The organism is Inquilinus ginsengisoli (assembly GCF_031453975.1).
GTDB classification, from domain to species: domain Bacteria; phylum Pseudomonadota; class Alphaproteobacteria; order DSM-16000; family Inquilinaceae; genus Inquilinus; species Inquilinus ginsengisoli_A.
In genome coordinates, this window is sequence record NZ_JAVDPW010000009.1 from 376,542 (window position 1) to 398,740 (window position 22,199).

Consider the following 22,199-nt stretch of genomic DNA (forward strand, 5'->3'; position numbering starts at 1 on the left):
CTGCGCCGGTGCGAGCGGCGCGGACGGTACCTTCAGTCGCACCATATTTTGGCCGGCCTGCCTCAGGGCTCCGCCCATATTGACGGAGATAAAATCACGATGCGCACATCCACTCTGTTTGCCGGCGGCATCGCCGCCTGGATCTTCTGCGTGCCCTTCGCCGGCCAGGCCCAGACGACGCAGGAGGGGGCGGACAAGATCCGGCTCGGCCTCAAGGAGTGGATCGCCAGCCACCTGACCACGGCCGACAAGTCGGTGGTGTTCAACTTCCAGGGCCCGATCACGGTCGTGCCGCAGGGCAAGTCCTACAAGGCGGTGATCCCGAAGTCGGAGGTGGTGTTCGCCGACGGCGACGACCCGGTGACGCTGCCGGTCGACACGATCGAACTGGTGCTGACGCCGCAGGAGAATGGCTGGCTGGACACCGCGATCACCATCCCGTCGCACTACCGGCCCGAGAGCAAGGACGGCAAGGGCATCGACGTGACCATCGGGTCGCAGGCGCTGCACGGCGTGTTCGCGCCGCAGTACCAGACCTTCATGGCGCTCGACAGCAAGCTCGGCGGCATCGAGATGCGTTCGCTCGACCCGACGGAGGCGAAGGGTTCGCTCAAGATCGGTGCGATCGCGGTCGACGGCGACAGCAAGGCGGTCGGCCAGGACACCTATGACAGCACCGGCACTGTGACGATCTCCGACAGCGCCTTCGTCGACGAGAAGGGCGCACAGCTGTTCAAGCTCGACGAGGCGACGGTCGCGGGCACGGCGACAGCCGCCAATCTGGCGGCGCTGTACGGTTTCAGCCAGAAGCTCGAGGCCCTGCAGAAGCGCTATCCGAACGCCGGCGAGGGCGAGCCGTCGAAGGAGTTCCTGGGCGAGCTCGGCAAGGTGTTCAACGGCACCCCGAACCTGTTCGACGATTTCGGCTTCACCTACGGGCTGAAGGGGCTGACGGTCACCCCGCCGCCCGCCGAGGGCGAGCCGGAACAGGTGACGCTCGCGTCCACGAGCTTCGGCATCGGCATCGCCGGCCTGGCCAAGGACGCCTCGACCTTCCAGGTCACGCTGGACCTGGACAAGCTGGGCATCGTTCCGACCCCGGAATTCGGCCAGTTCGTGCCGCACACCGCGACGGTCGACCTGGCGCTGACCAACCTGCCCAACCAGGTGCTGCTGCAGGCCCTGACCAGCATGCTCGACTCCTCGGCCACGCTCGGCCCCGACCAGGCGGCCGAAATCGCGGCCGGCCAGCTGCAGCAGGCCCTGCTGAACAGCAAGGGCGCGCTCGAGATCCGGTCGTTCAAGGCGGTGTCGCCGCTGACCAGCATCGACCTGACCGGCACGCTGAAGCCGAACCCCCGGGCGCCGCTGATGGTGACCGGCGACGTCAAGCTGGTGGTGATCGGGATGGAGGACGCGCTGGAGGCGGCCAAGACCATGCCTGACGGCCAGGAGGCGGTGCAGGGCCTGACCATGCTGCAGACCCTGGGGGCGCAGGACACGGTCGACGGCAAGCCGGCCCGCACCTACCAGCTGGTGGTCAGCGAGAAGGGCGACATCCTGCTCAACGGCACCGACCTGAAGCCGCTGCTCGGCATGCATTGATGCAGGGCATGCATTGAGGCGGGCGGGCTGACCGTCGGATCCTAGGATGGGAACGCCCGCCGTCGGCGGGCGTTCGTCTCTTGGCGCGGCGATCCCACGCCGCAAACCCGGATAAGGAAGCGAAGCATGCGTCGTTCGGTCTGGATCCTGCTCGGCACCACGCCGCTCTGGCTGACCGGTTCCGCCTTCGCCCAGGCGACGCCGGAAGGCGCCGCGGCGCTGCGCGACGGGCTGACCGGGATGATGAAGCCGATCCTGTCCGCCCAGGTCCAGGGCAAGCCGCTGTTCTCCGGCCCGATCACGGTTCAGCCGGCCGGCGCCGACTACACGGTGGTGTTCCCGGGCATCGACCTGACCGTCACCTCGGCCAAGCCGGAAGGGCCGAAATCCCTGACCGTGCAGTGCGGTGCGCAGACCTATCAGGCCACGGCAGTGGCCACCGGCAACAGCTACCGGCTGGATTCGAGCCAGCCGCTGAACTGCACGGCGGAGGCGTCGGGCAAGCCCAAGGTCACCGTGACCACCCGGTCGCTGCAGGCCCATATGGTGGTCGATCTCGACCAGAAGCTGATGACCGAATCCGGATGGCAGGCGGACGGCATCGCGCTCAAGCAGGAGGGCAAGTCCAACGCCTTCACCATCGACCGGTTCTCCGGCACCGGCAGCCTCGTGCCGGCCGCCACCCCGGGCCGCCACAACGCCGTCTTCAAGATGGAGGCCGGGCATCTCAGCGCCGTCGACGAGACCGGCGTCGAGCGTGTCAGCCTCGGCAACGTGGTCTATGACGGCCATGTCGACGGCATGGATGTGCAGACGATCATCGCCAGCTATGGCGACCTGATCGACGCCTATTCCGGGATGTTCGAGGGCCTCGCCTCGGGCGACCAGAAGCTGACGCAGCAGGTCCCGGCCGAGACCATGCGCAAGGTGATGGCCGTCTTCAAGCGCATGATGGCCGGCTACGGCGACGCCGGGGTCTTCACCGGGACGTTCACGGACCTGCGGGTGAAGGCGCCGGAGGTGCAGGTGACGCTCGATTCGCTGCGCTTCGGCGAAGGCTTCGCCGGGGCGTCGGACCCCAAGGGCACCGGCAATCTCGAGGTCGAGATGGCCGGCCTGGCGCTGGCGCCGAAGCCGCCCTTCACCCAGTGGATTCCGACCGATGCGACGATCAAACTCAACGCCAGCGACATCCCGTGGAGCGAGGTGGGCACGGCCTACATCTCGATGATGGAGGCCTCGGCGGACCAGGTCACGGCGCCGGAGCAGGCGCAGCAGCGCATGGCCGAGTCCATGGCCCAGATCGGCGGCATCCTGCGCAGTGCCGGCAGCCGTCTGGACATCGACGCGTTCCACGTCGCGGCGCCGGAGGCGGCGATCGACCTCGGCGGCAAGGTCCAGGGCAGCGCCACGGCGGCGCATGGCGTCACCGCCGCCCTGAAGCTGCGCTTCACCAATCTCGACGGGCTGATCAAGTTCCTGCAGTCCTCACATGATGGCGAGCAGGCCGCCGCGGGGTTGTCGATGGCCCAGGTGATGGGCCATCAGGCCACAGGCGACGGCGGCAAGCCGGCCCGGGACTACGACATCGTGGTCGACGAGGCCGGCAAGATCCTGGTCAACGGCACCGATCTCAGCGCGCTGGCCCCGAAGAAGTAGCACTGAGGCGGATCGGGCCTAGGAGAGGAAAGACCATGCGTCGTCTCGCTTCCACCCTTCTCGGCTCGGCCCTGCTCGGCACCGTCCCGCTCTGGCTCAGCGCGGCCGCCTTCGCCCAGGCGACGCCGGAGGGGGCGGCGGCGTTGCAGAAGGGGCTGACCACGATCCTGACCCCGGCGCTGGCGGCGCCCGGCGCCGGCACGCCGATCTTCGAGGGCGGCTGGACGGTGGAGCCGGCCGGGGCGGAGTACCGCATCACCGGCCCCGCTTTGGCACTGGCCCTGCGCGACGATGCCGACGGGCAGAAGCGGGTGCTGCGGATCCGCTGCGACGGCGACCGCTACACCGCGACGCCGACCGAGGCGGCGGTCTACCGGCTGCATGGCGAGACTCCGTTCCGTTGCGAGATCCAGCCGGGCGGCGGCGAGCCTGCGGCGGTGGTCACCAGCCGCGCCCGCAGGGCCGACCTGACGCTGGATCTCGCCGCCTCGCTGCTGACCGCCTCGGCCGACCAGTCCGACGGCGTCACGATCACGGCCGACGGCAAGGTCCAGGTCACGGTCGACCGGCTGCGGCTGACCAGCGCCACCACGCCGCGGGCGGGGTCACCGCGCCAGGACGTCGCCTTGCAGGTCGAGGCTCGGGGCATTTCGGCCGGCGATCCGACGACCGGGGACGCCGCCCGCCTGGCCCATGCCCGCTACAGCACCCGGCTCGAGGATGTCGACGCCGTGGCGCTCCGCGAGCGGGTGTGGCGGCTGGTCGCCTTCGCCCTCGACGCCGCCCAGCGCGACCCCAAAGCGCCGGCCCCGCCGAATTTCGAGCGCAAGGCGGATGTGCTGCTGCGCCAGGTCATGGCGCTGGCCGGCAGGGCGTCGCAGACCGAAATGGTGCTGACCGACATGCGCAGCACGTCGCGCGACACCGTCGCCGGGTTCGAATCGCTGACCGTCTCGGGCGGCTACCATGGGTTGGATCCGGCCGCCCCGGGCCCCGGCCTCGGCGGCGCGGTGGCCATGGAGCTCAAGGGCCTCAAGGTCGGCGCCGCGGCGGGCGCAAGGACCGGCGATCAGCCGGATGTCACGATCGGCCGGCTGCGGCTGGCCGGCGCGCTCGATCCGGCCGCAGGCGGGGCCGGGACGGGAAGCAAGGGCGCCAGCCTGACCTACGGCGTCGATCTCGACGGCCTGGCGGTCAAGGCGCCGGATGACGACGTGGATGTCAGTCTGGCGAACGGCCATTACGGCGGCCGGCTGGACGGTGTCGACGTCGCCGCGATCATCGATGCGGTGCAGACGCTGCAGGGCCTCGCGGCGCGCCATCCCACCGGGGAGCCCTCGCCGCAGGAGATCGACGGGCTGGTCGCCAAGGCGCAGGCGATCACGGCCGCCCTGTCGGGCTATCAGGTCGATCTCGGCCTCGACGGCCTGCGCGTCGCCGCGCCGGACGTGAAAGTCGCCCTCGGCCGCATCGGCTTCGGCGAATCCTACCAGGGGCTCGACCGCGACGACGGCACCGGCCGCGTCACCGCCGAGCTGAAGGGCCTGGCGATCGATCCGCCGCCGCCGCTGGCGGACTGGATCCCGCGGGACGGCGAGATCGCGCTGTCGCTGAAGAGTGTGCCCTTCCGGTCGATCGCCGCCGCGCTGTGGTCCGGCGTCACCGACACGATCGAATCCCCGGGCGGGGGCGAGGAGGCCGAGATGGCCTTCGCCAAGGCGATGGGCGGGGTCCTGCGCAACTCCAGCGCCAGCCTCGATGTCGACGCCTTCCACATCGCGGCGCCCCAGGGGGCGATCCGGCTCGGGGGCTCGGTCCGGGCCGACCGGGCCGCCACCTATGGCGTGACCGGCGACGCGACGCTGCGCCTGGTCGGCTTCGACACCCTGATCAAGGCGCTGCAGGCCCAGCCGGGCGAGGACAGCGCCGGCACGGCCGCCGGGCTGACCATGTTCCAGGTGATCGGCCGCCAGGCCAGGACCGAGGACGGCAAGGCGGCGCGCGACTACGACATCGTGGTCGATTCCAGCGGTAAGATGCTGCTCAACGGCACCGATCTGGCGGCGATGGTCCCGAAGTCCCCGCAATAGGACCGGCGCAGGCGAGCACTGTGGCGGCACGGGGTTGCGGGCCGCCGCCGCTTTGCCCATATCGGGCGGCATCGACGAGAAAGCAGCCGGGACCCCGAGATGGATCATCCGAAGACCGACGAGACCCTGTCCTTCCAGGCTGAAGTCAGCCGCCTCCTCGAGATCGTCGCGCATTCGCTGTACAGCCAGAAGGAGGTGTTCCTCCGTGAGCTGATCTCGAACGCGTCGGACGCCTGCGACCGGCTGCGCTACGCCGCGATCACGACGCCGGAGCTGCTGGCCGGCGATGCCGACTACCGCATCACCTTGGCGGTCGACCGCGAGGCGCGCACCCTGACCGTCGCTGACAACGGCATCGGCATGGGGCGCGAGGACCTCGTCGGCAATCTCGGCACCATCGCCCGGTCCGGCACCAAGGCCTTCCTCGACACGCTGTCGGGCGACGCCAAGAAGGATGTCGGACTGATCGGCCAGTTCGGCGTCGGCTTCTACTCCGCCTTCATGGTGTCGCGCGAGGTCGAGGTGTTCTCCCGCCGCGCCGGCGAGGAGCAGGGCTGGCGCTGGGTGTCCGACGGCAAGGGCAGCTTCACCGTCAGCCAAGCCGACGACGTCGCCCGCGGCACCCGCATCGTCATGCATCTGTCGGACGGCGAGGACGAGTTCCTGGAGCCGCTGCGGCTGCGCCAGATCGTCAAGACCCACTCCGACCACATCGCCGTCCCGATCGTGCTTGTCGAGGCCGAGGGCAAGCAGGAGACGCTGAACCGCGCCTCGGCGCTGTGGACCCGGCCGAAGGCCGAGATCACGCCGGAGCAGTACAAGGAATTCTACCACCACGCCGCCCATGCCTATGACGAGCCGTGGCTGACCGCGCATTGGAAGGCGGAAGGCGCGATCGAGTACACCTCTCTGCTGTTCGTGCCGACCAGCCCGCCCTTCGACCTGTGGGAGCCGGACCGCAAGCACCGGGTGAAGCTGTATGTCCGCCGGGTATTCGTGACCGAGGCGGCGGACGGGCTGATCCCGCCCTATCTGCGCTTCCTGCGCGGGGTGATCGACAGCGAGGACCTGCCGCTCAACGTCAGCCGCGAGATGCTGCAGTCGAACCCGACCGTGACCAAGATCCGGCAGGGCGTGACCAAGAAGGTGCTGGCCGAGCTGAACCGCAAGGCCAAGGACGACCCGGCCGCCTATGCCACCTTCTGGACCGCCTTCGGCGCGGTGATGAAGGAGGGGCTGTATGAGGATCGCGAGCAGCGCGACGCGCTGCTGCCGCTGATGCGCTTCCGCACCACCAAAGGCGACGATCTGGTCAGCCTGGAGGAGTATGTCGGCCGGATGCGGCCGGGCCAGGACGAGATCTGGTACATCACCGGCGACGACGCCGCGGCGCTGGCCCGTTCGCCGCAGCTCGAGGGCTTCCGCGCCCGCGACATCGAGGTGCTGCTGTTGACCGACCCGGTCGACGAGTTCGCGGTGCCCTCGCTGGGCGAGTTCGAGGGCAAGCCGTTCAAATCGGCCACCCGCGGCGGCGCCGACCTGTCGAAGGTCGAGGCCCCGGCCGAGGCGCCGAAGCCCGAGGCCGGCGGCGAGGGGCTGGACAGCCTGATCGCCACGCTGAAGCTGGCGCTGACCGGCCAGGTCAAGGATGTGCGCGTGTCGCAGCGCCTGACCGACAGCGCGGTCTGCCTGGTCGCCGACGAGGGCGACACCGACCTGCATCTCGAACGGCTGCTGAAGCAGCACCGCCGGGTCGAGAGCGGTGCCAAGCGCATCCTCGAGGTCAATCCCGGCCACGCGCTGATCCGCCGCCTCGCCGAGCGTGCGGGCAACGGTGGCGAGGGGCTGGAGGACTGCGCCTTGCTGCTGCTGGACCAGGCGCGGATCATCGAGGGCGAGCCGCTGCCCGACCCGGCCGCCTTCTCCCGCCGCCTGTCCGACGCCCTGGTGCGCGGCCTCGCGGCCTGAGGCCACCCGCCCTCTCCTGCGAGCCGTCCCCCCTCTGTCATTGCGAGGAGGCGAAGCCGACGAATCCATCCATGGCGCCGGTGCGGGCTGCCCAATGGATTGCTTCGCTGCGCTCGCAATGACGAGGGAGGGGGCGGCACTGAAGCGGCGATGCCCGTCTGCTCACGCCTGGATCGCGAACACCGGCTGCGGGTCGGCCAGGCCGCGGATCGGGTGCGCGCCCAGCGGCTCGGCGGATCCGCCCCAGGCCTGCCGGAACGTGTCGGAGCACACGGTCGGGCGGTCGAGCTGCTTGGCCAGGGCTTCCAGCCGGCTGGTCAGGTTGACCGCGGGGCCCAGCACGGTGAAGTCCAGCCGGTCGGGGCTGCCGATATTGCCGTACATCACCGGCCCCAGATGCAGCGCCGCGGCGAAGGCCATGGGCTCGGGCCCGGCGGCCAGGCCCCGGTGGATCGCCCGCACCGCGCCGACCGCGGCTTCGCAGGCGGCCGCGGCGCTGCTGGCCTGCTCGACCGGGAAGATCGCTAGCACCCCGTCGCCGAGGAATTTCAGCACGTCGCCGCCACGGTCGACGATGGCCTGGGCGACGGTCTCGAAATAGCGGTCCAGCACCGCCAGCACGGCGGCCGAGGTCAAGCGCTCGGACAGGGCGGTGAAGCCGCGCATGTCGACGAACAGGATCGCGGCATCGACGGCGACGACATCGCCGCGGCGGATCGCGCCGGCTGCCACGCGGTCGGCAGGGCCGACGCCCAGATAGGTGCGCAGCAGGCTGGCGGCGGAGCGGCGCATGGCGGTCGGCTCCATCGCCGCCGCCAGCGGATGGCGCAGCCGCTCCAGCACCGCCACCTCGTCTGCGGTGAAGCCGCCGGGCCGGTCGGTGACGAAGCTCGCCACCTGCACCGTCTCGTTGCCGTAGACGATCGGCACCGCGACATAATCGGTGCCGCCGGCCTCGGCCAGCTCATGGAAGATGGTGTGATCGTCCGGCCCCAGCCCGGCCAGCGGGCGGTGCAGCGGCTGCCGGCTCTCCAGCACTGCCTGGTATGGGCTGCCGAGGAAGGCGCTGGTGGCCAGCACCTTGCGGTCGATGACGAAGTCCTCGCCGCCCCGGGCCGTGGTCCACACCACGCCCCAGGCGGTCAGCAGCGGATGGGTGATGCTCTGGCCGATCCGCACCCGCTGCAGCGGCAGGCCGGCGGCGATCAGGCGGCGGCAAAAGCCGTCGACCAGCGCCACCGGGTCGGCCAGCAGCCGGCCTTCGGCCACCAGCCACTCCGCGACGTCCTTGCCGCCTTCCGTCACCGTCATGGCATCCGTCCCGGCCAGGCTCCGGTGGATCAGCCGCCCGCGCGCTGGCGCATCGCCTGCAGCAGGCCGTCGATGCTGCCGCCGTTCTGGGCGATCACCGAGGCGAATTCGTCGCGCTGGGTCACGCTCATGCTGACCCGGGCGACGATGACGTCGACCACCTTGTAGCTGCCGCCGGCCTGGCGCACGCGCCAGTCGACCTGGATCGGCGGGCCGTCCTTCTGCCGGATCTCGGTTCCGACCAGGGTGTCGCCGCTGCTGCCGACCGGGCGGGTGCCCTTCACCACCAGGGTCTCGCCCTGGTAGTTCTGGAATCGGCGGGAATAGGTCTCGATGATCATCCGCTCGAACAGCTGCATGTAGTCCTGCTGCTGCTGCGGGGTCGCGCTGTTCCAGTAGCGGCCGAGCACGAAGCGCCCGATCGTCGGCAGATCGAAGCCCTGGTTCAGGATCCGGGTGAATTCGGCCTGGCCCTGCGCCGTCCCGGCGCCGCCGGCCTGGAGGATGCCGATTGCCCGCTTGGCCATGTCGTCGATGAAGGCCGCGGCCGGGTCGGTCTGTTGCGCCGCCGCCAGTCGCGGCAGCCCCGCCAGAAGCAGCCCTGCCGTCATCATGGCGCCTGCGGTCAGCACCGTCCGTCTGTTGATCATGTCTCGACCTTTGTTTTTCTGGGATACCGAAACCCTTCCGCCCCCGGCGCTGGAACCGGGGCCCCCGCGGAGGAGGGCGCGGGATTATAATCGAATCCCGGGCAAGGTCATGAGGGAACTGGTCGCAGCTTAGTCGCGGCGGCGACGGCCCTGCAGGATCGGCAGGGCGCCCATCGCGACGCCCACCACCAGCGCGGCCAGCGCGGCCTTCGGCGCCATCTTGGCCGCGGTCAGGCCAAGGCCGGCAGCGATGCCTTCAAGCCCGGCCGCTGCGGCCGCCGGGGGCGGGGCCGGCCGGCGACGCGGGGCGCGGCCGGCGAGGACGGCGATCAGGGCGACGATGGCGGCGAGGCCCAGGGCGATCAGCCCGACCACCAGGGCGGCGCCGGCCGGCCCCAGCTGCGGCAGCAGCAGGTAGAAGCCCGACCAGGCCAGCAGCACCAGGGCGATCACCACCAGCACGAAGGCGAACAGCAGCAGCCCGGCCGCGATGCAGGCCCGCCGCAGCGCCCGGCCGAGCCGCAGGCGCTGGCGGGCGGCCATGGCGCCGAGCAGCGCGCCGCCGAGATCCATCATCTCGCCTTGCCTCAGCGGTCCAGCAACTTGCCGATGACGAGACCGACGCCGAAGGCCACGAGGATGCTGGTGATCGGGTTCTGCTCGATCCGCTCCTCCAGCGCCGCGATGCTGTCCTCGCCCTGCGTCCGCGCGCTCTCGGCGAAGCGCTGGGCCCGGTCCTTGGCGGCATGGGCCGCCTCGTTGATCCTGGCGCCACCGGCCTTGGCCTCGGCGGTCGCGGCGTCGCCCAGCGTGCGGGCCAGCGAGGCGATGTCGTCGCGGATCTTGCCGAGATCGGCGCGCAGCGTGTCGAGTTCCTGGTCCAAATTCCGCGTGGCCATGTCTCTGTCCTCATTCGGTTGGACGGGCGCGCCGCGCCGCAAAAATGGAAAGGGGACGGACGGTGACCGTCCGTCCCCTTCGTCGGCAGTCACCATAGAGACCTCAATCCCGCCACGTCTGCATCTTTTGACGCCTGGCGCGATTCAAGCCTCTCTCCGACATCGGCGGGCGGAGAACCGCCCGCCGATGTCGGCTCAGAGGACCGACAACGTGAAAATCAGCAGCGGCCGACGGCGTGGCAATTGGTGGCCGCGCCACCGACGGCGCCGACCGCACCGCCGATCAGGGCGCCCGTGCCGATGTTGCCGCCGGTGATCGCGGAGATGCCGGCGCCGGCGCCGGCGCCGAGCGCGCCGCCGGTGAGGGCGCGGGTGCCCGGGTCGCGACCACAGGCCGCGAGCGCGAGGGTGGCCGCCAGCACGATCATGGTTGGTTTCAACATTCTCTTCTCCATCTCAAGCGCCAGTCAAAGCCAGCACTTCACAACTGAAAAACAGATTGCGCATAACTTTGTTCCCATTTCCATTGGTGACCATTCTGTGGCTCGGCGATGGCATTTCGATGGCCCGTCCCGTAGAAGGCGACAGAATCCGCCATGTCGCGCCGGCAGGACGAACGGCCGGGACAGGACCCGGATCGCCCGGCATCATGCCGGCCGTCGCGGCCGGAGACAGGGCGAAGGAATTGGGGGCGCATGGCTTGCGCTTCAGGATGGGGACGATGACGGAGGCATCGGGACGTGGCAGAGGCGATGATGACAAGGGCGGGCGGTCCGGGTCGCGACGGCGGTGCCCGACGATGACGTCCGGGGTCCCGCCGACATGAATCTGCTGTCGCGCCTGTTCCTCCTGGTCGTCCTCGCCGTCGCGCCCGGGATCGTCCTGCAGGGCTACAACGAGTATGCCCTGCGGATCGCCCGGACCAACGAGATCCAGGACGATGCGATCCGGCTGGCCAATGTCGCCGCCGGGGCGCAGTTCCGCATCGTCGACGGGGTGCGCCAGCTGCTCGCCGCCATGGCCCGGGTGCCGGCGATCCGCGAAGGCCAGGGCGGGCGCTGCACCGAGGTGGTCGACGACCTCCGGTCGGAGGTGCCGAGCCTGACCGCCATCGCCGTGGTCGATGCCGACGGCAACCTGCTGTGCGGCGCCAACCACACCGCGGCGATCTCGACCTCGGTCGGCCATCAGGGCTTCTTCCAGCGGGCGCGGGAGATCCGCGGCTTCGCCGTCGGCGGCTTCGCCACCACCGACGCGGTCGGCGAGAAGGTGCTGCACGTCGCCTATCCGATCTTCGACGGCGACAGCTTCCAGGGCGCGGTGGTGGCGGCGCTCAGCGTCGACGCGATGGCCGCGGCGATCAACATCGACACCGAATCGCGCAGCGCGGTGATCACCATCACCGACCGGGCCGGGGTGGTGATGTCGCGACTGCCCGGGCCCGACAGCCGCTGGATCGGGCGCCAGGTGCCGGAACCGTTCCTCGACCTGCTGGCCTCGCCGCAGGCCGGCTCGGTCACATCGGGCGCCCTGGACGACACGGTGCGGATCTATGGCTACGTGCCGATGCGATCGGAGGAGCTGGACCTCTTCGTCCTGGTCGGCATCGACCGGGCGGCCGCCTTCGCCACGATCGACGCCGCCACCCAGCGCGGCATCGCCATGATCGTCGCCGGCCTGCTGGTCTCGCTCGCCGCCGCGGGCATCGGCGGGCGGCTGTTCCTGCTGCGGCCGATCGACCGGCTGCTGTCGGCCGCCCGGGAGTGGCAGCGCGGCAACCTCAGCGCCCGCGTCCCGCTGCGCCACGGCCGCGACGAGTTCGGGCGGCTCGGCCTCGCCTTCGACAGCATGGCGGAGAAGATCGAGCAGAACCTGAAGCAGAAGGACCTGCTGCTGCGCGAGATCAACCATCGCGTGATGAACAGCTTCCAGCTGCTGTCCAGCCTGTTCGGGCTGCAGGCGCGGCGGGCCAGGACGCCGGAGGCGAAGCAGGCGCTGGCCGAGGCCAACGACCGGATCCAGGCGCTGGCCATCGTCCACCGCCGGCTCTACGCCCATGCCGCCGTCGACCGGGTCGAGGTGAAGAGCTATCTGACCGGGCTGTGCGACGACCTGTCCCGCGCACTGCTGCCCGACAACGGCGCCAAAGAGATCGTGATCGACGCGGTGGAGGCGGACCTGCCGCCGTCGCGCATCGTGCCGCTGGGGCTGATCGTCAACGAGCTGGTCACCAATGCCGTGAAATACGCCTTCCCCGACCGGCGCGAGGGCCGGGTGGAGATCGGCTTCAGGCATAGGGCCGAGGGCGGCTATCGCCTGACCGTCGCCGATGACGGGGTCGGCCTGCCCGAGGGCAAGCCGCCGGCCAACGGCACTGGGCTGGGGATGATGGTGCTGCAGGCGCAGGTGCGGCAGCTCGACGCCGCCATCGACATCGCCAGCAGCCCGGCCGGCACGCGCTTCACCATCGACATTCCGGATCAGCGCGATCCGGAAGCGTAGTCGGTCAGCAGCCCGTCAATGCGCCGTCGCGACGGCCTCGCGCAGGCTTAAGCGGGCGCGGGCCAAGCGCGACCGGATGGTGCCGACCGGCACCTGGAAGCGCTCCGCCGCCTGCTCGTAGGATTCGCCGCCGACGGCCACGGCCTCCAGCACGTCACGATGGATCGCCGAGAGTTCGGGCCAGCGCGCCGCGATCTCGCGCAGCTCGACCGCCTGGGTCTGGGACGGCGGGGTCACGGCATCCCAATCGTCGATCGGGACCATGATGGCCTGGTTGCGCTTGCCGACCACGTTCTGCGACAGGTGCAGGCGGCGCATCATGACCACCAGCCACGCCATGATGTTGGTGCCCGGCTGCCACAGATGCAGCTTGAGGGCGGCCCGCACCATGGTCTCCTGGACCAGATCGTCGGTGTCGGCGCTGTTTCGGGTCAGGGACCGCGCATAGCGGCGCAGGTCGGGAATGCAGGGAGCGACGATTTGCAGGAATTGTCGCTCTGTCGCGGCGGAGATGGCCGTCATGGCATCGCATCCTGTTGTCGTTGATGCGAACTAAACGAAGCAGACCGGCAGATGTTCCGCTTTAATTTCGCCGTGAAGCGCATCTTCGGCGACAAAAAGACAGATCGGTTTTTATATTTTCCCCAAATCCGGCGATACCCGGTTCGAGTTTAACAAATGTTATATTGAGAAAATTATGGGATCTCACGCCGATTTGGAAGGATGATCGCGCCGATGTCAGGCGGCTTCCTCTGATATTTCCCGGGCGGCTGCGGATACTGATGGTATCCGCAGCCGTGACATGTCGATGGCAGCTATGCCCGGTCCGGTCTCAGCGCGCCGATCCGTCCAGCGCCTGCAGCAGGTTCGAGACGTTGACGCCCAGCGCGTCGACGGCGTAGCCGCCCTCCATCACCGTCAGCGTCGGCGCGCCCAGGCCGCGGCCCAGGATCTCGCCCATCCGGGTGAAATCGTCGCTGTTCAGCTTGAACTGCGAGATCGGGTCCTCCTGGAAGGTGTCGGCGCCGAAGGACAGCACCACCGCGTCCGCGCCGTAGTCGCGGATCCGCGCCAGGGCGGCGTCCAGCGCCTCGCGATAACGGTCCCAGATGGTGCCGAACGGCATCGGCAGGTTGAGGTTGAAGCCTTCGCCGGCGCCTTCGCCGCGCTCCTCGGCATAGCCGAGATAATAGGGATATTCGACATTCGGGTCGGCGTGCAGCGACACGAACAGCACGTCGTCGCGGCCGTAGAAGATCTCCTGCGTGCCGTTGCCATGGTGGTAGTCGATGTCCAGCACGGCGACGCGGGCGGCGCCGTTGTCGCGGAACCACTGCGCCGCCACCGCGGCGTTGTTGAAGAAGCAGTAGCCGCAATAGACATCGGTCGAGGCGTGGTGCCCCGGCGGCCGGCACAGCGAGAACACCGGCTTGCCGTCCGCTGCCACCCGCTTCGCCCCGGTCAGGGCGACGTCGACCGAGCTCAGCGCCGCGCGCCAGGTGCCGGCGGTGATCGGGGTGCCGCAGTCGCTGGCATAATAGCCGAGCTTGCCCTCGATCGAGCTGGGGATGACCTGGCGCATGTTGCGCACCGCCCAGTTGGTCGGCAGCGCGTCGATCTCGCCATGCGCGGCCGCCCACTCGTCCCAGGCGGTCTCGAGGAAGCGGATGAAATGGGGGGCGTGCACCCGGGCGATCGGGTCGGTGCCGAAGCGCTCCGGCGCCCGCACCTCGCCCAGGCCGATCGCCTGGATCCGCGCCAGGATTGTCTCGGCCCGCTCCGGCTTCTCCACCACCGGGATGAAGTGCCCGCCGGTCAGCTCCACCTTGCCGTGCTGCAGCCGGTGGTCCTCTGAATAGATCGTCAGCATCGTGTCCCCGCTTTTCCTGTCGCCGGGCGACGATAGCGGATGCGCGCGGGCGCCGGAACGGGGATCGTCCGACCTTTGGGGCCGCGGCTCAGTCTGGCCGGCCGGTGCCTTCGGGCATTGTCGGCAGCGCTTCGGCCGCCGGCTGCGGCGCCGGGTCGGCGGCCGCGGGCCGGGGCGGCGGGGCGGCCCGCCGGGCCCGTCTTTCGCGCAGGCGGTGGCGGAACCAGGCCGCGATCTCCGACAGGTTCTGGAACACCGGCAGCTTGGGCTGGGCGCCGCGGCTCGGCTCCAGCGCCAGCCCGACCTCGGTCACCAGATTCTCGTCGTCGACGGCGCGGACGATCAGCTCGACCCCGCCGACCGGCAGCCGGTCGCCGATCTCGACCCGGCCGCCGAAGGCGTCCTGCAGGAAGGCGCCGGTGCTGCGGGTCTCGCCCGGCTCGGGCAGGGCGAAGCCGTAGCTCTCCGCCACCTCGGCCAGGGGGGCGTCGGCGTTCAGGGTGAAGTCGCCGAAGAAGTCGCGGTCGTCCTCGGCCAGCCGCATCGGGGTGGCGAACAGCCGGTCCAGCAGCCGGACCTGCTGCGGCGGGGTGAAGATGTAGACCTGGTCGCCGCTTTGCAGCCGCCCGGCATGGTGGATGTCGACCGACTGGCCGTCGCGCACGATCAGGGCGGGCCGGGCCCAGCGCGGGATGCGCTCGCCGCGGGCCACCGGGCTCTGCGCCGCGATGCGGTACACCACCAGCTCGTGGTTGGCGCGGCCCGGCAGCTCCAGCTCGACGCGGTCGACCGGGCCGATCCGCGGCGGCACGATCAGGCCCAGCCATTTCGCCAGCGGCCGGATGGTCCAGCCCTGCAGCAGCAGCGAGAACACCACCACCAGGAACACGCCGTTGAAGATCATCCGCCCCTCGGGCAGCTGGGCGATCAGCGGCAGGATGGCCAGCAGGATCGACACCGCGCCGCGCAGCCCGACCCAGGCGACGAAGGTGGTCTCGTTGCGCGAGAAGCCGTAGGGCAGCAGGCACAGCCACACGGCGATCGGCCGGGCCACGAAGGTCAGCACCAGGGCGACGCCCAGCGCCGGCAGGAACACCGCCGGGAATTGCGATGGCGTGGCCAGCAGGCCCAGCGTCAGGAACATGCAGATCTGGGCCAGCCAGGTCATGCCGCTCTGGAACCGGCGCAGCAGGGCGGAGGCGCGCAGGGTGGCGTTGCCCGCGACCATGCCGGCGACGTAGACGGCGATGAAGCCCGACCCGTGCAGCATGCCGGTGGCGGCGAAGATCAGCAGGGCGAGGCTGAGCACGATCACCGGATACAGGCCGGGGTCGAGGGCGACCCGGTTGATCACCCGCACGATCAGGAAGCCGCCGACCAGGCCGATGGCGATGCCCAGCCCGGCCTCCAGCGTGAAGCTGGTGGCCAGCGCCCAGGTCAGGCTGGCCGCGCCGGTGCCGGCCCTGACCGCTTCGACCAGCGCCAGGGTCAGGAAGATGGCGATCGGGTCGTTGCTGCCGGATTCGATCTCGAGGGTCGAGCGCATGCGATCGCGCAGGGTGATGCCGCCGACCCGCAGCAGGAAGAACACCGCCGCCGCATCGGTCGAGCTGATGATCGCACCGGTCAGCAGCGACACGGGCCAGCCGAAGCCGAAGATCAGGCGGACGGCGATCGCGGCCAGGCCGGTGGTGATCAGCACGCCGATGGTGGCCAGGGTCAGGGCCGGGGCCGCGGCGGCCCGGAAGCTCTGCAGCCGGGTCTCGAAGCCGCTGTCGAACAGGATCAGCGCCAGCGCCACGCTGCCGATGAAATAGGCCACCGGCGCATTGTCGAAATGGATCTGGCCGATGCCGTCCTCGCCGGCGCCGAGGCCGACCGCCAGGAACACCAGCAGCAGGGGGGCGCCGACCCGGAACGAGATCAGGCTGGTGAAGACGCTGAGGGCAATGAGTCCCGCCGCAACGAGAATGGCGAGGTTCATCGCCTCGATCATAGGGCCCTCTTCACCGTTCCGGGATCGCGGTCGCAGGAGCGCGACTCGCATCCCGCAGTCCATCCCAGAAAGTTGACCGAAATCAGGCCCGATGGCGAGGATTCAGTCCCGCCCTCCGGCGCCTTCATCGCGGCGGCGGCGCGCCTGCACCGCTGATCTCCGGCGTCAGCGCAGGTCGGCGCCCACCGCCTCGGCCACCGAGCGGAAGCCGTCGGCGCGCAGCCGGTCGGCCAGGTCGCGCTTGATCGCGCCCACCAGGTCGGGGCCGCGATAGGCCAGGGCGGTGTAGAGCTGAACCAGGCTGGCGCCGGCACGGATCTTGGCATAGGCGTCGGCGCCGCTGGACACTCCCCCGACGCCGACCAGCGGCAGTCGTCCGGCCAGCAGCTTCGCCATGCGGCGCAGGACCAGGGTCGATGGCGCCATCAACGGTTGGCCGCTAAGGCCGCCGGGTTCGCCGGCCAAGCTCGGCGGCAGGCCGCCGGGGCGGGCGATGGTGGTGTTGGACACGATCAGCCCGTCGATGCCGGCAGCCAGGGCGACCTCCGCGACGTCCTCCAGATCCTCCGGCGTCAGGTCTGGGGCGATCTTGACCAGGATCGGCGGCCGCGCCGTCTCCTCCGCCCGTGCCGCGGTCACCGCGGCCAGCAGCCGCTCCAGCGGCACCCGGCTCTGCATCGCCCGCAGCCCGGGGGTGTTGGGCGACGAGATGTTGACCACGAGATAGTCGGCCAGCCGGGCGAAGGCGCGGATGCCGGCGGCGTAGTCGGCATCCGGGTCGCGGCTGGTCTTGTTGCGGCCGACATTGACGCCGAGAAGCCCGGGCGCGGCGGCGCCGTTGACGCGCCGGGTCTCCAGCCGCGCCGCGGCGGCGGCATGGCCGCGGTTGTTGAAGCCGTAGCGGTTGATCAGCGCCTGCTGCTGCGGCAGGCGGAAGGCGCGGGGCCGCGGATTGCCCGGCTGGGCCCGCGGCGTGACGCTGCCGATCTCGACGAAGCCGAAGCCCAGCCGCAGCATCGGGTCCACCACCTCGGCGTCCTTGTCGAAGCCGGCGGCGAGGCCGATCGGGTTGGCGAAGCGCCGGCCCCACAGCGTCACCGCCAGGATCGGGTCGTCGGGGTCGGACGCAGCGGGGCCGAGGCCGAGCCGCAGGGCGGCCAGGGTGGCGCGGTGCGCCGCCTCGGGCGGCAGCGCCTTCAGCAGCGGCGCGGCCAGGCTGAACAGCAGGCTCACGGGACGGGCGGGAACACGTGCCGGCCGTCGACCAGCGGCAGCGGCGCCACCCTGGTCACCGCCGCCAGAGGCAGCTCGGCGTATAGATGCGGGAACAGGGCGCCGCCGCGCGACGGCTCCCACCGCAGCGCGTCGCCCAGCGCGGCCACGTCCACTGCCACCAGCACCAGGTCGGCCTGGCCGGCGAAGTAGCGTGCCGCGGTCTCCCCGGCCTGCTCCGCGGTGGAGAAATGGATGAAGCCGTCGCGATGGTCGACGGCGGAGCCGCGATAGGCGCCGGCGGCTTCGGCATCCCGCCATTCCGCCGCGCTGCAGATCTTGTAGATGTGTCCGGTCATGGCGGCCGACCCTAGGGGCGCGCCCGGGGCCCGTCAATCGCGGGCGGGGCGGGTGGGCGCGTGAAGGGCTGGCCGGATCGGGGTGCGGCGGCAGGGCCTCGCCACCCGTTGGGATGGATCGTGAGCGTTGCAGAATGCGAACCGTATGTGGGTGCACGTCGCAAATTGCGAAATCCGGGAGGTGTTCGAAAAGGCGATCAGATCGATAGTATTAAGTGTTGGGGGAAATATGTATGATTATTTCAAATCACCCTCTTCTGGCTGATCCCGCGCCGAGTCGGCGATGCCGCCGACCCTGTCCGAAAGTTGGCACGGCGATTGCACCTCCTCCTGGCATTAACCTGGGAGGTTTCCAATGGGCGACATTGCGATGACGAATAGTATGACGGTGGTCGAGATGAAGACCCCGATGACTTATGCCCTCGACATGGTGGCGGCGATGGGCGACCCCGGCATTACCACGGTTCCGACCAAGCCGACCGCCAGCATGCTGGCCGCCGGCGCCCGGGCGGGCGGCGTCACCGTCGAGGTGGCGTGGCGCGTGTTCCAGTCGATGGTCAACGTCGCCGACTGATCCCCCGGCTCGCGTTCAGCGAAGCCGGCTCGTCGAGAACAGCCCCGTCGCCGGCATGCGGACCGGCGGCGGGGCTGTTCTCGTCGGGGACGCGGGTCGGCAGCAGGATGGTGATGCGGGTGCCGACCTCCGGCTCGCTGTCGATCATCAGCATCCCGCCATGGCTTTCCACCAGTGCCTTGGCCAGGGGCAGGCCCAGGCCCGACCCCTCGCGCGGCCGGCGCGACAGCCGGCGTGCCTGGCGGAACGGCTCCAGCGCCAGCGCGATCTCCGCCGCGCTCATGCCGATGCCGGTGTCGGCCACCGTGATCCGGATCGACCGGGCCACCGCCACGGCGTCGACCGTGACCTGGCCGCCATCCGGCGTGAACTTCACCGCGTTGGTCAGCAGGTTGATCAGGATCTGGCGCAGCCGCAGCGGGTCGGCGTTCAGCGGCGGCAGGTCCGCGGCCACCCGCTGCTCGATGCGGATGCCCAGCGCCTCGGCCCGCTGGGCCACCAGGCTGACCGCGTCGCGGATGTCGCTTGCCAGGTCGACCGGCTCGATCTGCAGGTCGAGGCGCCCGGATTCCACCCGCGACAGGTCGAGCACGTCGTTGACCAGCGCCAGCAGGTGCTGGCCCGACCGGTGGATGTCGTCGGCGTAGCTGCGGTAGCGTTCGGGCAGCGGGCCGAGATGGGCGTCCCGGATCAGCTCGGAAAAACCGAGGATCGCGTTCAGGGGCGTCCGCAGCTCGTGGCTCATATGGGCCAGGAAGGTGGTCTTGGCTTGGTCCGCCGCCTCGATCGTCTGCATCGCCTCGCGCATCCGTTGCTCGGCCACGCGTTCGGCGGTGATGTCGAGATGCACCACCACGGCGCCCACCGCCCGGCCCTCGACGATCGGCGCCGCCAGCAGTCGGATGGTGCGCTCCGCCGCGCCGGCACCGAGCCTGTACTCGATCGGCGCTGCCGGCTGGATGCCCTGGACCACGCCGGCGAGATGCACCCTGACCTCGGCCCCGGCGCCGCCGGCGGCGTCGCTCAGCGCGAAGTAGTCCTCGCCCGGGCGGGACCCGCCGCCGACGAAGCGCTCGCGCTCGCCCGGCCACTGCCACAGCGGGTTGGCGGTCAGGATGAGGCCGCGCTCGTCGATCAGGGCCAGCGGCGTCGGCAGCGCGTTCAGCGTGGCGGCGTAGCGTTCGCCCAGGATGGCAAGCTGCCGGTGCGCCTGCAGTTCCATGATCCGGCGGTCCAGCCGGGTCGCGATCAGGGCCAGGGCGAAGACGATGATGTCGGCCGCGGTGATCAGCCCGGCCAGAATCGTGGGCGGCACCGGGGTGGCGGCGCGGGCGATGGCGGCGTAGGCGGCCGGGTCGGGCATGAAATGCGCCGCGGCCATGCCGGTGAAGTGCATGCCGGCGATCGCCGCCCCCATCATCACTGCGGCCAGCACCCGGTGCATGCGGCGGATGTCGGACAGGGCCAGATGCAGCGCCGCGGTGGCGGCGACCACGGCGACCAGGATCGACAGCACCACGAACACGGTATCGTAGGCGATGTGCCCCGGCGCCACGATCGCGGCCATGCCGACATAGTGCATGCCGGCGATGCCCAGACCCATGCACAGGCCGCTGGCCAGCAGCGGCAGCGGCGCCGTGCGCTGTTCGCCCAGCGGGATGGCGCCCCCCAATGTGGCGACGGTGAAGCCGGCGCCGGTGGCCAGCACGGCGATCAGCAGCGACAGCAGCGTCAGCCGCAGGTCGTAGTCGAAGTTGACCGGCAGGCGCATCGCCAGCATGGCGATGAAGTGCATCGACCAGATGCCGCCGCCCATCGCCACCGCCCCGCCCAGCAGCCACAGCAGCCGGGCCTCGCCGCGGGCGATGCGGATGCGCTTGCCGAGATCGAAGGCGACATAGGAGGCGAGGACGGCAACCAGGATGGCGAGCACGGCCAGCCAGAGGTCGTGTCCGGGCAGCAGGGAATGGGAGAGACTATCGCCAGTGAAATCCATCGCCGTTCCGGTCGGCCGGGCCTGCGGCCGGGAAACGGGAAATCCGGCCGTCCAGCATGCCGGGAAGTGTAACCGCGGCGGGGAGGCGTGGCTATGGGGAGGGGCGGCAGCCCGGCGCCACGACCGCGCCGCCGTCCATCACTCGCGTCAAAGGCTTAGCGGTGGGCGTCGGGAACCGCCAGGAGGGTCGGCAGCGGGGTGTCGACGTAATAGGCCGGCGCCGGCTGGGATGCGAGCGGGGCCACCGGGGCGGGGGCGTAGCTGAGATGCTCGGCAACCGCGGCGCAGGACACGGCGAAACTGCCTGCGGCACCGAGCATGGTGCCCAGGACCAGGCGGCGAAGGGACGGCAGGCGGTTCATGGGACTTTCCTCTTCTCGATGGACGGAGGGGGCATTGCGGACCGGCTGCGATCCGCAATGCGGCCGTCGGCTTGGTCGGATCAGAACCGGTCGACGTCGACGACCGCCTGGGCGAAGGCCTGCGGGGCTTCCTGCGGCAGGTTGTGGCCGATGCCGCCGGTGAGGGTCCGGTGCTCGTACCGGCCCGAGAACTTCTTGGCATAGGCCGCGGGCTCGGGGTGCGGGGCCCCGTTGGCGTCGCCTTCCATGGTGATCGTCGGCACGGTGATCACCGGCGCTGCGGCCAGCCGCTTCTCCAGATCGTCATAGCGCGCCTCGCCCTCGGCCACGCCCATCCGCCAGCGGTAGTTGTGGATCACGATGGCGACATGGTCCGGATTGTCGAGCGACGCCGCGCTGCGGTCGAAGGTGGCGTCGTCGAAGCCCCATTTCGGCGAAGCCTCCTGCCAGATCAGCCGCGCGAAGTCGCGCCGGTTCTCGTCATAGCCCTGCCGGCCCCGCTCGGTCGCGAAGTAGAACTGGTACCACCAGTCGTGCTCGGCCTTCGGCGGCAGCGGGCGCTTGCCGGCCTCGACATTGCCGATGAGATAGCCGCTGACCGAGACCAGGGCCTTGCAGCGCTCGGGCCACAGCGCCGCCATGATGCAGGCCGTCCGCGCGCCCCAGTCGAAGCCGGCGACGGTCGCCACCGGGATCTTCAGCGCGTCCATCAGGGCGATGATGTCGCTGGCCACGGCCGATTGCTGGCCGTTCCGGGCCGTCGCATCCGACAGGAAGCGGGTGGTGCCATGGCCGCGCAGATGCGGGACGATCACCCGGTAGCCGGCCGACGCCAGCAGGGGCGCGACGTCGACGAAGGCATGGATGTCGTATGGCCAGCCATGCAGGAGCATGGCCACGGGACCATCGGGGGGCCCGACCTCGGCGTATCCGACGTTCAGGACGCCGGCATCGACCTGCTTCAGCGGGCCGAACGACGTGTTCGTCCCGGGCTTGACCGCAGCCACGGCAGTCGTCTTGGCGGATTGCGCCTCGGCCGCACCGATCATGCCGAGCTGGGCGGCGGCCAGGGTCATGGCCGCGGTGCCGAAGAAGCGGCGGCGCTGGTGGTTGATGTCTTCGGACATTCGTCTGTCTCCGATGGAG

At 70.3% G+C, this 22,199-nt stretch carries 19 protein-coding genes; 6 read left to right on the forward strand and 13 right to left on the reverse strand.

What is annotated here, in order from left to right:
- The first annotated feature begins 99 nt into the window (after positions 1–99).
- From E9232_RS25815 to htpG, 4 genes are all read left to right on the forward strand, one after another.
- The gene (locus tag E9232_RS25815; RefSeq protein WP_309798935.1) at positions 100–1,605 is read left to right on the forward strand and encodes a hypothetical protein; all 1,506 of its coding nucleotides are present in this window, start codon (positions 100–102) and stop codon (positions 1,603–1,605) included.
- A 126-nt stretch (positions 1,606–1,731) separates the two neighbouring features.
- On the forward strand, positions 1,732–3,264 hold the full coding sequence (locus tag E9232_RS25820) for a hypothetical protein (protein WP_309798937.1): 1,533 nt from the start codon (positions 1,732–1,734) through the stop codon (positions 3,262–3,264).
- A gap of 35 nt (positions 3,265–3,299) precedes the next feature.
- The gene (locus E9232_RS25825) at positions 3,300–5,354 is read left to right on the forward strand and encodes a hypothetical protein (RefSeq protein ID WP_309798939.1); all 2,055 of its coding nucleotides are present in this window, start codon (positions 3,300–3,302) and stop codon (positions 5,352–5,354) included.
- A gap of 99 nt (positions 5,355–5,453) precedes the next feature.
- Complete coding sequence (gene htpG / locus E9232_RS25830) at positions 5,454–7,322, forward strand: molecular chaperone HtpG (RefSeq protein WP_309798941.1); 1,869 nt, start codon at positions 5,454–5,456, stop codon at positions 7,320–7,322.
- A gap of 162 nt (positions 7,323–7,484) precedes the next feature.
- Here htpG and E9232_RS25835 read toward each other — a convergent pair whose 3' ends face one another.
- From E9232_RS25835 to E9232_RS25855, 5 genes are all read right to left on the reverse strand, one after another.
- The gene (locus tag E9232_RS25835) at positions 7,485–8,633 is read right to left on the reverse strand and encodes an adenylate/guanylate cyclase domain-containing protein (protein WP_309798943.1); all 1,149 of its coding nucleotides are present in this window, start codon (positions 8,631–8,633) and stop codon (positions 7,485–7,487) included.
- A gap of 29 nt (positions 8,634–8,662) precedes the next feature.
- Positions 8,663–9,283 carry an MlaC/ttg2D family ABC transporter substrate-binding protein gene (locus E9232_RS25840; RefSeq protein WP_309798945.1) on the reverse strand — a complete coding sequence of 207 codons (621 nt, stop codon included), beginning with the start codon at positions 9,281–9,283 and terminating at the stop codon, positions 8,663–8,665.
- 129 nt (positions 9,284–9,412) lie between these two features.
- Positions 9,413–9,859 carry a hypothetical protein gene (locus tag E9232_RS25845; RefSeq protein ID WP_309798947.1) on the reverse strand — a complete coding sequence of 149 codons (447 nt, stop codon included), beginning with the start codon at positions 9,857–9,859 and terminating at the stop codon, positions 9,413–9,415.
- Between the two features lie 11 nt (positions 9,860–9,870).
- The gene (locus E9232_RS25850) at positions 9,871–10,182 is read right to left on the reverse strand and encodes an ElaB/YgaM/YqjD family protein (RefSeq protein ID WP_309798949.1); all 312 of its coding nucleotides are present in this window, start codon (positions 10,180–10,182) and stop codon (positions 9,871–9,873) included.
- A gap of 218 nt (positions 10,183–10,400) precedes the next feature.
- The gene (locus E9232_RS25855; protein WP_309798951.1) at positions 10,401–10,625 is read right to left on the reverse strand and encodes a YMGG-like glycine zipper-containing protein; all 225 of its coding nucleotides are present in this window, start codon (positions 10,623–10,625) and stop codon (positions 10,401–10,403) included.
- Positions 10,626–11,004: 379 nt separating this feature from the next.
- Between E9232_RS25855 and E9232_RS25860 the strand changes: the two genes are divergently transcribed.
- Entirely contained in the window at positions 11,005–12,684 is a 1,680-nt protein-coding gene (locus E9232_RS25860) for a sensor histidine kinase (protein ID WP_309798953.1), read from the forward strand.
- Positions 12,685–12,699: 15 nt separating this feature from the next.
- Here E9232_RS25860 and E9232_RS25865 read toward each other — a convergent pair whose 3' ends face one another.
- The 5 genes from E9232_RS25865 to E9232_RS25885 form a co-directional block, all read right to left on the reverse strand.
- The gene (locus tag E9232_RS25865) at positions 12,700–13,206 is read right to left on the reverse strand and encodes an RNA polymerase sigma factor (RefSeq protein WP_309798955.1); all 507 of its coding nucleotides are present in this window, start codon (positions 13,204–13,206) and stop codon (positions 12,700–12,702) included.
- Between the two features lie 310 nt (positions 13,207–13,516).
- The gene (locus E9232_RS25870) at positions 13,517–14,554 is read right to left on the reverse strand and encodes a histone deacetylase family protein (protein WP_309798957.1); all 1,038 of its coding nucleotides are present in this window, start codon (positions 14,552–14,554) and stop codon (positions 13,517–13,519) included.
- Positions 14,555–14,642: 88 nt separating this feature from the next.
- Positions 14,643–16,550, reverse strand: coding sequence for a potassium/proton antiporter (locus E9232_RS25875; RefSeq protein ID WP_309798959.1), 1,908 nt, complete (start codon positions 16,548–16,550; stop codon positions 14,643–14,645).
- 165 nt (positions 16,551–16,715) lie between these two features.
- On the reverse strand, positions 16,716–17,783 hold the full coding sequence (locus E9232_RS25880; RefSeq protein ID WP_309798961.1) for a quinone-dependent dihydroorotate dehydrogenase: 1,068 nt from the start codon (positions 17,781–17,783) through the stop codon (positions 16,716–16,718).
- A complete protein-coding gene (locus tag E9232_RS25885) occupies positions 17,780–18,121 on the reverse strand; it encodes a DUF952 domain-containing protein (protein ID WP_309798963.1) in 342 nt (113 codons plus the stop codon). Before E9232_RS25885 ends, E9232_RS25880 begins: the two co-directional genes overlap by 4 nt.
- A 370-nt stretch (positions 18,122–18,491) precedes the next feature.
- Between E9232_RS25885 and E9232_RS25890 the strand changes: the two genes are divergently transcribed.
- A complete protein-coding gene (locus tag E9232_RS25890) occupies positions 18,492–18,695 on the forward strand; it encodes a hypothetical protein (protein ID WP_309798965.1) in 204 nt (67 codons plus the stop codon).
- On the opposite strand, the gene E9232_RS25895 is transcribed toward E9232_RS25890, so the two are convergent.
- The 3 genes from E9232_RS25895 to E9232_RS25905 all read right to left on the reverse strand — a co-directional run bounded on the left by E9232_RS25895 (position 18,679) and on the right by E9232_RS25905 (position 22,180).
- Entirely contained in the window at positions 18,679–20,691 is a 2,013-nt protein-coding gene (locus E9232_RS25895) for a sensor histidine kinase (RefSeq protein WP_309798967.1), read from the reverse strand. The two genes, E9232_RS25890 and E9232_RS25895, sit on opposite strands and share 17 nt — an antisense overlap.
- A 155-nt stretch (positions 20,692–20,846) precedes the next feature.
- Positions 20,847–21,053 (reverse strand): hypothetical protein, encoded by a 207-nt coding sequence (locus E9232_RS25900; RefSeq protein ID WP_309798969.1) that lies wholly within the window; start codon positions 21,051–21,053, stop codon positions 20,847–20,849.
- 80 nt (positions 21,054–21,133) lie between these two features.
- Complete coding sequence (locus E9232_RS25905) at positions 21,134–22,180, reverse strand: alpha/beta fold hydrolase (RefSeq protein WP_309798971.1); 1,047 nt, start codon at positions 22,178–22,180, stop codon at positions 21,134–21,136.
- Between the last annotated feature and the right edge of the window lie 19 nt (positions 22,181–22,199).

Excerpts from the sequence above, each read along its gene's own strand:
- E9232_RS25850 (WP_309798949.1), bottom strand. The coding sequence starts at position 10,182 with ATGGCCACGCGGAATTTGGACCAGGAACTCGACACGCTGCGCGCCGAT.
- E9232_RS25860 (WP_309798953.1), top strand. The coding sequence starts at position 11,005 with ATGAATCTGCTGTCGCGCCTGTTCCTCCTGGTCGTCCTCGCCGTCGCG.
- E9232_RS25840 (WP_309798945.1), bottom strand. The coding sequence starts at position 9,283 with ATGATCAACAGACGGACGGTGCTGACCGCAGGCGCCATGATGACGGCA.
- E9232_RS25870 (WP_309798957.1), bottom strand. The coding sequence starts at position 14,554 with ATGCTGACGATCTATTCAGAGGACCACCGGCTGCAGCACGGCAAGGTG.
- htpG (WP_309798941.1), top strand. The coding sequence starts at position 5,454 with ATGGATCATCCGAAGACCGACGAGACCCTGTCCTTCCAGGCTGAAGTC.
- E9232_RS25890 (WP_309798965.1), top strand. The coding sequence starts at position 18,492 with ATGACGAATAGTATGACGGTGGTCGAGATGAAGACCCCGATGACTTAT.
- E9232_RS25815 (WP_309798935.1), top strand. The coding sequence starts at position 100 with ATGCGCACATCCACTCTGTTTGCCGGCGGCATCGCCGCCTGGATCTTC.
- E9232_RS25905 (WP_309798971.1), bottom strand. The coding sequence starts at position 22,180 with ATGTCCGAAGACATCAACCACCAGCGCCGCCGCTTCTTCGGCACCGCG.
- E9232_RS25845 (WP_309798947.1), bottom strand. The coding sequence starts at position 9,859 with ATGATGGATCTCGGCGGCGCGCTGCTCGGCGCCATGGCCGCCCGCCAG.
- E9232_RS25835 (WP_309798943.1), bottom strand. The coding sequence starts at position 8,633 with ATGACGGTGACGGAAGGCGGCAAGGACGTCGCGGAGTGGCTGGTGGCC.
- E9232_RS25885 (WP_309798963.1), bottom strand. The coding sequence starts at position 18,121 with ATGACCGGACACATCTACAAGATCTGCAGCGCGGCGGAATGGCGGGAT.
- E9232_RS25865 (WP_309798955.1), bottom strand. The coding sequence starts at position 13,206 with ATGACGGCCATCTCCGCCGCGACAGAGCGACAATTCCTGCAAATCGTC.
- E9232_RS25820 (WP_309798937.1), top strand. The coding sequence starts at position 1,732 with ATGCGTCGTTCGGTCTGGATCCTGCTCGGCACCACGCCGCTCTGGCTG.
- E9232_RS25825 (WP_309798939.1), top strand. The coding sequence starts at position 3,300 with ATGCGTCGTCTCGCTTCCACCCTTCTCGGCTCGGCCCTGCTCGGCACC.
- E9232_RS25895 (WP_309798967.1), bottom strand. The coding sequence starts at position 20,691 with ATGGATTTCACTGGCGATAGTCTCTCCCATTCCCTGCTGCCCGGACAC.
- E9232_RS25900 (WP_309798969.1), bottom strand. The coding sequence starts at position 21,053 with ATGAACCGCCTGCCGTCCCTTCGCCGCCTGGTCCTGGGCACCATGCTC.
- E9232_RS25855 (WP_309798951.1), bottom strand. The coding sequence starts at position 10,625 with ATGTTGAAACCAACCATGATCGTGCTGGCGGCCACCCTCGCGCTCGCG.
- E9232_RS25875 (WP_309798959.1), bottom strand. The coding sequence starts at position 16,550 with ATGATCGAGGCGATGAACCTCGCCATTCTCGTTGCGGCGGGACTCATT.